Here is a 12,500-nt window from a genome sequence, read left to right on the forward strand (position 1 = left end):
TTGTTTTTTAAATACTTTATCTTATTTCAACTTCAATGAATCTACGGCATGGTAAAAAAAGTCTTTTTCATCATTCATAGATACAAATAAGCCATTGGGGAATTTTTTACCTAAAGACGTGGTTACAATATCACAACCATCTGTTTCTAATGTCCCTAAGTTTAACGTTTTGACATAGCTGTTATCACTACGATTATAAAAGTTAAAACTATGGTCTTGTTGGTTAGAGACTATAATAAATCCTTTACCATTTGGATAAGTTGCTATAGCGATGCCTTCAATATCTTTTTTAAAGTCTTTACTACCAAATAATCCGATTTCTTCATTTCCCATTTTAGGGTCCGCATAAAATTTTCTTATACCTACGCCTTCATCTGAGTAATAGACAAAGCCTAATTCGTCATCTACAGCAATTGCTTCAATTTCTTTAGTGCCACTAAATTTACCTACTTTTCTTAAAAGGTTAGTGTGCACACCCAATGAATCTGAAGTAAATCCATATTGGTATAAATAACCTTCAACAGGTCCTACTTTTCTGCTTACAAATACAGAAATAGCATCGGTTTTTGGGTTTTTGTATAATGAAACACCCATTGGTCTTTTCATTTCAACGTTAGTTTCATCTGCAAACACTTTAAATCCGCCGTTATCTAAAGGTGTCATATCTGGAATAGAATACATGCGTATTTGATGTTTTTCTCTTTCAGAAAAGACCATAATATCTGTTTCTGTAGAATCGTTTATTTTAAAACCGTATTCTACATCTACATTATTAGGGTATGAAAGTCCTGTAATACTTTTATTTTTGAGGATTTTCCCGTCTAAATCAAAAGCGTAAACACCTCCATTAACTTCGTCTTTATTAGTCCCAAAAACAATACTTTTTTCTGGGTTTTCTTTGTTAATCCATATCGCAGGATCATCGCTATCGTGAGGTAATTTTTCTGTTACTAATGTTGGTGCAATTTCTGGTAAATTGTTGCCACAAGATGCCATAATTATAGATGCTAATCCTAATATTATTAATTTCATCATCATCTTACTTTTTGAACAAATCATATTTTAAACCAATAGTTAAACGTTTTTCATAGTATTCCATTTGCATCGTTCTTCCTTTTACACCTTGGTAATATCGTAAAGGTTGATTGGTGATGTTGTTTAAGTTGATATACATACTTAAGCTGTTACTAAGTGCAATATTAGCATTGAAGTCTAAGAAAAACTGCTCATCGTAATATCTATCTTCAAAAGCATTTCCAGCAATTTCATCAATGTAAGAGTCAGAGTAATTAGATGATAATCTTAAACTAAATTTCTTACTTGCATACCCTAAAGAAGCATTGTACATATTTGGTGATGTTTGTGGTAAATCTAAATCCACACGCTCTTCGCCATCTTCGTTTCTAATGCCATCTGTACTAGAGGTAAGATGGGTATAGTTTAAGTAAATACTAAAGTTTTTAGCAAAACCTGGCAAGAAATCTAAACGACGTTGAAAAGAAAATTCAGCACCTAAAACAGAAGCATCATCACCATTTAAGGGCTGGTAAACTTCGTAACCGTTTTCATCTTCAGATTGAAATATATAGACAAAATCTTTAATGTCTTTGTAAAATACTCCACCAGAAATAATACCAACAGATTTAAAGTAATGTTCTGCCATGATATCAAAATTCATGGATGTAGTAGGGTTAAGCTCAGAGTTGCCTAAATAAATTTCTTCATCTTCATTGCTAATTTCACGGTAAGGCACTAAATCTACATAGTTAGGTCGTGCTAAAGTATTTGTCCATGCAAATCTTAAAATAGTGTTATTTGTAATATTGTATTTTAAGTGAAGACCAGGTAAAACATTAGTATATGAGTTTTTATCTTTTACGTTGTTTATTCCAAAAATATCACCTTCAGTATCAAATACTAACTCACTACCTTCACTTTCAATAGAGGTGTGCTCTAATCTTAGACCGGCTAATATGCTAAATTTATCTGTTATATTTTGGTTTAACATTGCGTAACCAGCATAAACATTTTCATTAACATCAAAATTACCTGTAACATATTCTTCAGGTAAGTCTTCCCCTTCAAATAAATCTGTATTATAAAGATCTAAATTTCCTAAGAATTCTGCGCTAGCAAAATTTCCTATTTGGTATTGGTTGCCAGCTAAAAAATCAGAATCAGAGTAGTCTCTTGTAGTTACCATTCCTAAGAATTCTAATGCATCAGTTTCGTCACTATATTCTGTGAAATCATTGTCGCGATTTTTGTTCTTAATTCTTGTTTTTGCTCCAATTTTTAAAAACCCTTCGTTACCTTCAATAATAGATAATGGTATACGCGCGTTTACAAATAGGTTAAAATCCTTTTCTTCAGTGTATTGATTTTCTTCAGTTAGTTCCCCGAGTTCAAAGTCTTCAAAATTGCCTTCGCCAGATAAAGGTGTGTATAAGGGCTTATCTTCATTGTTGTTGAATGTAATTCCATATTCGCTTTCATATTCTAAATAACGCTCGTTTAAACGCTCTTCTGATGCCTTTGATAATGATGTCATCCAATCTAATTGGACATCACCAAATAAGTGCTCACCACTTAAACTGTAGTTTTGCATTCTTTGGTCTTCTAGACGTGTGTTTTGGTTACGGTCACTATCAATACCACCTTTAGATTGGCGTTTAGCTTCTATAAGAAAACTTGTAAGATTGCCGTTTGCATCTACTGAGAAATCGCCTATTCCGATATCTTCTCCGTCTAAAATTTCGTGTTCTAATCTGTATCTATTTTCTCTGTCGTCTCTCCAGTTGTAGATTGATTTGAAGAAAATAGTATTGTTATCGTCTAATTTGTAATCGAAATTAGCAGAAAAACTTCTTCTAATACGTTGTACTTTGTATTCTCTAATTTCAAAAACATTAGCATAAGGATTTACATCTACTTCAACCAAATTATCTTCGTCACCAGCATTATATTCAAATTCATCGGTCCATTCTGCTTCTACATTGTGGCTACCAAAGTCATTGTCGTTAATTGACGCAGCTACTACCCAACCAAATTTATCGTTTTTTGAGCGGTCACCAACCAAGAAAGAACCATTTAAAATTCTTTTATCGGAAATGAAGTTAATACCAGAACCTGCAGTTGCAGATAAACGGAATCCTTGAGGTGATGTTTTCGTAATTAAATTAATAGAGCCACCTAATGCGTCTGCATCCATATCTGGAGTTACTGCTTTATTTACTTCGATGGTTTGAATCATATCTGAAGGGATTAAATCCATTTGAACATTACGGTTGTCACTTTCAGCAGATGGAATTCTACTTCCGTTTAGGGTTACAGAATTTAATTGTGGAGATAAACCACGTACAATTACGTTTCTTGCTTCACCTTGATCCATTTGCATTGTTATACCAGGAATACGTTTAATAGCATCACCAATGTTTGCATCAGGAAATTTACCAACCTGATCTGTAGATACAATGTTGGTAATATTTTGTTTGTTTTTTTGTGTATTAAGAGCTCTAGATTGTCCACTAAGTCCAAATCCAGTTATTAATACTTCGTCTAGGTTAGTGTCTTCAGTATTTAATGTAAAATTTAGAGTTACAGTTTCATTTGCTTTAACAGTTATATCTTTAGTAAGATCTGAGTATCCTAAATATTCTACAGTTATGGTATAGTTACCTTCTGGAATATTTACTAAAGTATATTTACCATTAAAATCTGTTACTGTACCTTTTTTTAAAGATTGAATTACTACAGTTGAACCTGGCACAGTTAATCCATTTTCATCAGAAATAACACCTTTTATGTTTCCGGATTGGGCATAACCCAAAATTGGTAGAGCTAAGAGAAGCAGGAGATAAAATTTTTTTTTCATTTTATGTTGATTTTGTTTCCTACAAAACTAGATCTAAGCTATTTTTTTTTGTGAAAGTGTGTATTATCAAAAAGTAACAAAACGTAGTAAACAGAGCATATGACAAAGCAACATTTACAATGAGATAACATTAAAATTAGATTTAAGATATCTATACTATAAATTAAGGAGAAATGTCAATAGATCATCCTTAGAGTTGATAGGTAATTTTTTTCTTAATCTGTAGCGTGCAATTCTAACACTGTCTGTAGTGATGTGAATTATGTTTGCAATTTCTTTAGATGATAAATTAAGTCGAAGCAGCATGGATAGTCGAATTTCTGAACTAGATAGTGGAGTTGAAGTAATTTGGTTTAAGTTTTTAAAAAAATCAGGATGGATTATACTAAAATATCCCATAAGTTCTGTCCATTCATTATGATTGGCTAAATCGGTATCTATATCTTTAATAATGTCATTTAGTTTCGACTTTATTAAATGGATATTTCTATCTTTTAATTTTGATAGTGTTTTAGATATATCATATAGGATTTTATTTTTGTGAGCGATATTTAAGCTATAATTGGTAAGTGATGACACTTTAATTTCTATTTCACGTTGCAATGCTGCTTTTTGCTCTGTTTTTTTATCTAAATCAACTTTAAGTAATTGTTGTTGATACTCTAAAATATGTTGTTCGTGTTTTTTTCTTTTTTTCCAATACATAAAAGCTAAGATTAAAGCTAGTATGATACTTGTAGTACAAATTAAAATAATATACTGTCTTACTTCTGTAATCTGTTTTTGCTTATTAAGTAGTTGTAATTCTGCTTCTTTTTCTTTAACAGCATATAGTATTTCCATGGTACTAACTACTTCTATATTCTTTTGTTTAAGGTCTTGCTCTTTAACAATACTTTGGTGGTTGAGGTATTTGTAGGCTTGTTCGTAATTTCCTATTTCAGAATAAGTTCTTGCTAAATCTTTATAAGCACTTTCAATTTGGGAATTGTTGCCTATTCTTTTTGCGAGCTTTAAAGCCTGGTTAGTATAATTTATAGCTTTTTCAAAATTTCCTGTTTTACTATTTATATCGCCTAAATTATTAATGATATTGATTTGAATATTGGTATTACAATTTTTGCTGTATAGCCGCGCTTTTTTGAAGTAGTTGTAAGCTGAGTCGAAGTCCTCTAAGTCTTCGTAAATACTTCCAATGTTGTCATTGGTAATGGCAACACCTGTACTGTCTTTTAATATTTGAAAGCTCGATAAGCTAGTTTTTTGATGTTTAAGAGCGTTTTTGTAAAACCCTTGTTTTTCGCATATACTGCCTAATAGCGCATGTGCATTAGCTATGCCTTTATAATAATTTATTTCTGTAGAAATGTTAAGGCTTTTGTAGGCGTGTTTTTTTGCATCCTTAAATTTTTTTAAATCTAAGTTTATCTGAGTTAATGCATTTTCTACATATACTATAGATGTATCTTTGGTTTTATGAAAATCTTGAAAGATTTGATAATTTTTAATAGCTTCACTATATAAGTCTAGTTCGTTAAAAAAATCTCCCAATTTGAGATAAGTTTGAGCTATTTCATTTGTGTTTTTCGAATCTGTAGCATGTTGTAAGTTTTGTTTTAATTCATGTAGCTTATTATAAGATTCTTTGGAGTTTTGTTGATCGGTTTGTGAATGCCCTAAGAATCCCGAAGCATAGATTAGAAAAATAAAATGTTTTAATTTAAACAAAACAACAGCGATTTTATGTAATTGGTAAAATAACGCGATGTATATTAATTTAACAGTCTTATTTTGTAATGTTAATGTTATTAAATAAAAAAAAGCGTCTAATATAGTATTAGACGCTTTTAAATTTTAAGAAATGAATTTCTTAAGCCTCAAAAGGCTCTATAGAAACGTAAGATTTATTGTCTTTTTTCTTAGTAAATTTTACTAGACCGTCAACTTTAGCGTGTAAAGTGTGATCTTTTCCTTGGTATACGTTCTCAGCTGGGTGATGTGTATTACCACGTTGTCTTAAAATGATATTTCCTGCAATAGCAGCTTGTCCACCAAATATCTTAACACCTAAGCGTTTTGATTCTGATTCTCTACCATTCTTCGAACTACCAACTCCTTTTTTATGAGCCATGATCTAAGGTTTTATATTGTTATACTTAAGTGATTTAGCAATTATGCTTTACCACCATCTAATTCGTCTTGCCATTTTTTAAGCTCGTCCCACTTATCATCAGCAGCTAATTGAGCTTGTGCTGGCCAAGTATCAGTAACATGGTTACCACGAACTCCTGCAATGATTTCAGAAATTGCTTCTGGTGTAGCCTTTGCTAAATCAGAAAAAGTAGCGATGCCTGCTTCTACTAAAGTAGATGCAATTTTTGGTCCAATACCTTCAACTTTCTTTAAATCATCAGCTTTACCTGTAGCTTTTTGAGCTTTTGGAGCAGCAGCTTTCGCTTCTACTTTAGGTTCTGCCTTTTTCGTTTCTTTTTTCGGAGCAGCTTTTTTAGCTCCAGAAGTAGTAATACCTTCAATTACGATTTCAGTTAAAGATTGTCTGTGTCCGTTTTTTACACGGTAACCTTTACGTCTTTTCTTTTTAAAGACTATTACTTTATCACCTTTAAGGTGACTTAAGACTTTTGCACTTACTTGTGCTCCGTCTATAGCTGGGGCGCCTACAGTTACATTGTTACCATCGCCAATTAAAAGAACGTTATCGAAATCTACTTTCTTACCTTCTTCTACTGCTAAACGGTGAACAAAAACTCTTTGGTCTTTTGCAACTTTAAATTGCTGCCCTGCTATCTCTACAATTGCGTACATAGCGTAACGTTTTTATTAATTTGTTTATATAAAAAATTACTTTCTTCTCAGAAAGCGGATGCAAATATACTCCTATATTCTTAAAATACAAACGTTTTAAGGGTTTTAGGAGGCTTTTTACTTTAAAAAATGAAAAGTAAAATAACATGGGTTGTGTTACAAACTTAATTTAGAGTGTTTTCCCACTTAATTCTGCTAAAAAGCGACAATCATTGTTTATTTTTGTGAGGCTAGGTGTAACAAATAACATTTAGTTATGACTAATACTTAAAACATTTTAATTTTAAACAAAACTACAATGAAAAACTATTTTATGGCTTTGGCTTCTTTGTTGTTTATTAGCCATCAGGCTATAGCACAAAAAGTTGAATTTGAAGAATTTGATTTAGACAATGGGCTTCACGTTATTATGCACAAAGACAACACAGCACCAGTTGTTATTACATCTGTGATGTATGATGTAGGAGGAAAAGATGGCGATAGAGAACGTACTGGTTTTGCACACTTTTTTGAACACCTTTTATTTGAAGGTTCTGAGAATATTGGGCGAGGAGAATTTATGAAAATAATTCCTGCAAATGGAGGGACATTTAACGCTAATACGTCTCAAGACAGAACTTATTATTATGAAATATTTCCATCTAACAAATTAGAATTAGGCTTATGGTTAGAGTCAGAACGTATGTTACATCCTGTTATTGATCAAATTGGTGTAGATACACAGAACGAAGTTGTTAAAGAAGAAAAACGTCAGAGTATGGATAATAGACCTTACGGTGGTCTAATAAAAGCTATTGGCGAAAATCTTTTTAGCGCACATCCTTACAAAGACCAAAATATTGGTTTAATGGAGCATTTAGATGCCGCTACTTTGGAGGAGTTTAATGCCTTTTTTGATACGTATTATGTACCTAATAACGCGGTTTTAGTTGTAGCAGGTGATATTGATTATGCTAAGACTAAGGCCATGGTAACGGATTATTTTAGTGCCGTAAAAAAAGGGCCAGAAGTTGTTCGTGATTTTCCAATGGAAACTCCAATCACAGAAACTAAAAAAGCTGTTGCTTACGATAAGAATATTCAGATTCCTGCAATCATTGCAGCATATAGATTACCTGGTCAATCAACAAGGGAAGCTTATGTGTTAGATATGATTTCTAGTTATTTAAGTGGAGGGAAAAGTTCGGTACTTTATAAAAAATTAATTGATGAGAAAAAAGAAGCTTTAACAGTACAAGCAGTAAATATAGGACAAGTAGATTATAATATTTTCGCATTATTTGCCTTACCAATTGGTGATGTTAGTTTAGATACTTTGTTAGCAGATATGGATGAAGAAATTGTTAAAATGCAAAACGAATTAATAAGTGAGCGTGATTACGAAAAATTATTAAATCAATTTGAAAATGATTTTGTAAGTTCTAACTCTAGTGTAGCTGGTATTGCAGGTTCTTTAGCAACTTATTATTTACTATATGGTGATGTAAATATCATTAATAATCAATTAGATACTTATAGGTCAATCACAAGAGAAGAAATTCAGTCAGTGGCTAAAAAGTATTTAAATCCTAATCAAAGAGTAGAGGTTCAGTATCTACCAAAAAAAGATGATCAATAATATGAAACGAGCATGTTCAAAGCATTATCACCTAACTGTAGGTATAATAGCGAACAGCATGTGTCCATAAAACATAATAGATACAAACACATGAAAACAGCATTTAACATGAAAAATAAAATAGTAGCGTTTTTCGCATTATTTATAATGACTATTGGTGCAAGTGCACAAATAGATAGGTCTCAACCACCTGTAGCTGGTCCTGAGCCAGAAATTTCAATTGAAAAACCTCAGGAATTCGAATTGAAAAATGGTTTAAAAGTTTTAGTTGTAGAAAACCATAAATTACCAAGAGTATCTTATTCACTTAGAATAGACAATCAACCTATTGCAACTGGTAAAAAAGCAGGTGTAGAAAGTTTATTAGGAAGTATGTTAGGTAACGGAACAACTTCTATTTCTAAAGATGAATTTAACGAAGAAGTAGATTTTTTAGGTGCAAACCTAAACTTTGGATTTAGTGGAGGATTTGCTAGCTCATTAACTAAGTATTCTGAAAGAATTTTAGAATTGTTATCTGACGCAGCAATTAATCCATTATTAACAGAAGAAGAATTTGAAAAAGAAAAAACAAAATTAATAGAAGGCTTAAAAGCAGATGCGAAAAGTGCTGATGCTATAGCTGGTAGAGTTGGTTCTGCTTTATCTTATGGAACAAAGCATCCTTATGGAGAATTTGTAACAGAAGAAACTATTAACAATGTATCTTTTGGAGATGCCGTTGCATTTTACCAAACGTATTTCAATCCTAATAATGCTTATTTAGTTGTTATTGGTGATGTGAATTACAAAGATGTTAAGAAGCAGGTTAAAAAATATTTTAGTGATTGGACAAAATCTGTAGATGTAAATTCAGCAGTACCAAATCCAAATCCTAATGTGCAGTACACTCAAATTAACTTTATAGATGTACCAGATGCAACTCAATCTAACCTTTCTATTACTAACAATGTTAAATTAAAGATGAGTGATGAAGATTATCACGCAGCTTTAATTACAAACAATATCTTAGGTGGTGGTGGTGAAGGTTATTTATTTAAAAACTTAAGAGAAGATAAGGGTTATACTTATGGTGCTTATTCTAGATTAGGTAATGATAGATATGGTGCTTCTCGTTTCAATGCGACTGCTAAAGTTAGAAATGAAGTTACTGATAGTGCTGTTGTTGAGGCTTTAAAAGAAATTAAAAGAATTAGAACAGAGCCTGTAGATGCACAACTTTTAAAAGACGCAAAGGAAAAGTATATTGGTAATTTTGTAATGGCTTTAGAGCGTCCGCAAACTATTGCTAATTATGCTTTAAACATTAAATTAAACAACTTACCAGAAGATTTTTACTCTACGTATTTACAGAAAATTAAGGATGTTACAGTTGAGGATGTTAAGCGTGTAGCTAATAAATATTTTCAAGCAGATAACTTAAGAATTATTGTAGTTGGTAATGGCTCAGAAGTACTAGAAAATTTAGAGAAAACAGGGATTCCTATTATGTATTTTGATACCTATGCTAATAAAGCAGCGAAGCCTAAGTTTGAAGTGAAATTACCAGAAGGTGTGAATGCTAATTCTGTACTTTCTAAATATTTTGAAGCTATTGGTGGAAAAGATAAGGTAGAAGCTTTAAATTCAATTTTATTAAAGTATGAAGCTAGTGTACAGGGATCTGCAGTTATTAGTGAAGAAAAGAGAATGGATGGCAAATTAGTACAGACAATCTCTATGAACGGAAATGCAATGATGACCGTTTTAACTACTCAAGATGTTGTAACTATGAATAAAAATCCACTTCCAGAAAATATGGCTAATGACATGAAGCCATTAGGAGGTTTATTCACAGAATTGAATCTTTTAAACTCTGAATCAGCTAAAATTACTGGCATAGAGAAAGTGGACGATAAAGAAGCTTACAAGGTTCAGTTTCCTGGTGAAGCTATTTCATTAACTTTCTTCTATGATGTAGAAACAGGTTTAAAAGTTAAAGAAGTTCAAACAACTTCTATGCAAGGACAAACTCAAACTCAAGAAACATTTTTAAAGGATTACCAAGAGTTTGATGGAATTAAATTTCCAGGTACTAGAGAAGGTTCTCAAATGGGACAACTTGTTGTATTTAAGTTGTTAGAAGCAAAATTAAATGAAGGTGTAACTGAAGCTGATTTTAAATAAAGTCAACTTATCACTATAAAACTAAGACCGAAGTGAAAGCTTCGGTCTTTTTTTATACATTTCTTTTATGCGCTAAGAAAACACCTAGGAGAATGAGCAGTGATGCAAAAAATTGTAATACACTAAACGATTCACCATCTAAAACACCCCAAATTAATGCAACTATAGGCATTATATAAGTTACTGAAGAGGCAAAGACAGGAGTTGACATTTGTACCAATCTAAAGAATAAAATTTTAGCTAAGGCTGTACCAAAAACAGCTAAAACAGTAATATACATAAGTGCTTTTGGCAAAGCCGGATTACTAAATGTTTCGGTAGTAAAGAAATCGCTAAAGAAAAGAACAATAAGTGCTGGAATAACTATAAATACATAATTACCAGTCGCAATAGCTAAGGGTTTTACATCTTGTAAATACCGTTTTATAATATTTACATTAGCAGCATACATTAATGTTGACGCAATAACAAAACCTGCATATAAATAATTCTGATTTGGGTTTAATTCAGAACCCTTTAGTATTAAAATTGCAGTTCCAATAAAGCCAATGATTACGCCTAAAACTTGTCGTTTGTTAGACGCAATTTTAAATACAGTAAAACCTAGTAATATTGTATTTAAGGGAACAAGAGAGTTTAAGACCGAAGTAACAGCGCTATCAATTTCGGTTTCTGCTATAGCAAAGAAAAATGCAGGAATAAAGGAGCCTAAAAGTGCAGAAATCAGCAACCATTTCCATTTAGATTTAGGTATGGTTTTTAATTTATTAAAACCAAAAGCTAAAAGCAGTATACCTGTAATGAGGGTTCTAAGTGCACCGAGTTGATAAGGTGTTAGTCCTAGAAGTGATTTCTTAATTAAGATAAATGAGCTTCCCCAAATAATGGATAGCACAATTAAATAAATCCACTTAATGTTTGGGTTTTTCATAAGAAACAGGGCTCAATTAATCACAAAATTCGTTAATTATCTCACAAGATTCGTCAATATTTACTAGATTTATCAAAAATATTAATAGTTTAAATCTATGAACACATTAAAAACATTAAGTATAGTTGCCATAATGGCTTTGGTTTTTACATCTTGTAAGAATGAATCGCAGCCAGAAGTTAAAACTGTAGACGTAGAAGTTGCAGCTAAGGATGTGGCTTCAACTTTAGATCCAAATGCAACCTATGCTAAAGTAGAGTTTGGTATTGAAGGTATGACTTGTGCAATGGGTTGTGCAAAAACCATTGAGAAAAAAATGGCTAAAATGGATGGTGTAAAATCTGCAAAAGTAGATTTTGACAAACGTTTAGCGATGGTAGAGTATGATGAAGCTAAGGTTACTCCAAAGTCTTTAGAAGAAACAGTTGGTAAAGTAGCTGATACTTACAAAGTAAAAGATATGCACAAGGTTGATGCCTTTGGTGCACATGGAGATAAAAAAGCATGTTGTGCTAATAAGACTGAGGCTGAAAAGAAAGCTTGTAAAGAAAGTTGTGCAAATAAAACGGATGCTGAAAAGAAAGCTTGCAAAGAAGATTGCAAAGAGAAATGCTGTAGTGGTGAAAAGAAAGCTTAAATAAATAGAATACATAAAAAAAAGCTATCCGAAAGGGTAGCTTTTTTTTGTTTATATGCTTAAATGTATGGTTCTTAAACTTGAAATAGAATAACTGAAATTGCTATACATCCTAAAGGTATAATCCATAATAAGTACATTGATAGGCTGCTTCGTTTAGACTTCGCGTTAAGAATTGTTCTTTTCTTTCCGTTGTAGCGCAGCCAATTCATAAATACAATAAGAAAGGATAATAATGTCATTAATACCCAAAATTTTGTGTCAGACATTATTTGCATTTTCATTTGTTTGGCAAATGCTAAGAAGAATGCTGCTAGAGCGAATGCTATGGAGAGTTTAAGCAGGTTAATATAAAGTAATGCAACTTTGATACTTCGTTTGCCTAAAGCCTTCTTGTAGTGATTAAAGATGGTTATATAAAATTCGTCAAAAAGTGAACCCATTTAAA

Annotated in this window: 10 protein-coding genes; 3 read left to right on the plus strand and 7 right to left on the minus strand. The window is 31.9% G+C overall.

The features are described 5' to 3' along the window. Positions 1 to 21 precede the first annotated feature (21 nt). The 5 genes from Q0807_RS08785 to rplU all read right to left on the minus strand — a co-directional run bounded on the left by Q0807_RS08785 (position 22) and on the right by rplU (position 6,700). A complete protein-coding gene (locus Q0807_RS08785; RefSeq protein ID WP_299108724.1) occupies positions 22 to 1,032 on the minus strand; it encodes a phytase in 1,011 nt (336 codons plus the stop codon). Between the two features lie 7 nt (positions 1,033 to 1,039). Continuing rightward, positions 1,040 to 3,874 (minus strand): TonB-dependent receptor, encoded by a 2,835-nt coding sequence (locus Q0807_RS08790; RefSeq protein ID WP_299108726.1) that lies wholly within the window; start codon positions 3,872 to 3,874, stop codon positions 1,040 to 1,042. 156 nt (positions 3,875 to 4,030) lie between these two features. Beyond that, entirely contained in the window at positions 4,031 to 5,602 is a 1,572-nt protein-coding gene (locus Q0807_RS08795) for a tetratricopeptide repeat protein (RefSeq protein WP_299108728.1), read from the minus strand. A gap of 142 nt (positions 5,603 to 5,744) precedes the next feature. Next, the gene (gene rpmA, locus Q0807_RS08800; protein WP_179337340.1) at positions 5,745 to 6,005 is read right to left on the minus strand and encodes a 50S ribosomal protein L27; all 261 of its coding nucleotides are present in this window, start codon (positions 6,003 to 6,005) and stop codon (positions 5,745 to 5,747) included. 41 nt (positions 6,006 to 6,046) lie between these two features. Next, entirely contained in the window at positions 6,047 to 6,700 is a 654-nt protein-coding gene (gene rplU / locus Q0807_RS08805) for a 50S ribosomal protein L21 (RefSeq protein ID WP_299108738.1), read from the minus strand. Positions 6,701 to 6,998: 298 nt separating this feature from the next. Here rplU and Q0807_RS08810 point away from each other — a divergent pair, with 298 nt between their 5' ends. Beyond that, a complete protein-coding gene (locus Q0807_RS08810) occupies positions 6,999 to 8,318 on the plus strand; it encodes a pitrilysin family protein (RefSeq protein ID WP_299108740.1) in 1,320 nt (439 codons plus the stop codon). 108 nt (positions 8,319 to 8,426) lie between these two features. Further along, positions 8,427 to 10,484, plus strand: coding sequence for a pitrilysin family protein (locus Q0807_RS08815; RefSeq protein ID WP_299108742.1), 2,058 nt, complete (start codon positions 8,427 to 8,429; stop codon positions 10,482 to 10,484). A 52-nt stretch (positions 10,485 to 10,536) separates the two neighbouring features. Here Q0807_RS08815 and Q0807_RS08820 read toward each other — a convergent pair whose 3' ends face one another. After that, positions 10,537 to 11,415: an EamA family transporter gene (locus tag Q0807_RS08820; protein ID WP_299108744.1), complete on the minus strand. Its 879-nt coding sequence runs from the start codon at positions 11,413 to 11,415 to the stop codon at positions 10,537 to 10,539. Positions 11,416 to 11,512: 97 nt separating this feature from the next. Here Q0807_RS08820 and Q0807_RS08825 point away from each other — a divergent pair, with 97 nt between their 5' ends. Then, positions 11,513 to 12,052, plus strand: coding sequence for a cation transporter (locus Q0807_RS08825; RefSeq protein ID WP_299108746.1), 540 nt, complete (start codon positions 11,513 to 11,515; stop codon positions 12,050 to 12,052). 74 nt (positions 12,053 to 12,126) lie between these two features. Here Q0807_RS08825 and Q0807_RS08830 read toward each other — a convergent pair whose 3' ends face one another. Then, positions 12,127 to 12,495 (minus strand): hypothetical protein, encoded by a 369-nt coding sequence (locus tag Q0807_RS08830; protein WP_299108749.1) that lies wholly within the window; start codon positions 12,493 to 12,495, stop codon positions 12,127 to 12,129. Positions 12,496 to 12,500: the final 5 nt, after the last annotated feature.

This window comes from uncultured Winogradskyella sp., assembly GCF_947495255.1.
Taxonomy (GTDB): Bacteria; Bacteroidota; Bacteroidia; order Flavobacteriales; family Flavobacteriaceae; genus Winogradskyella.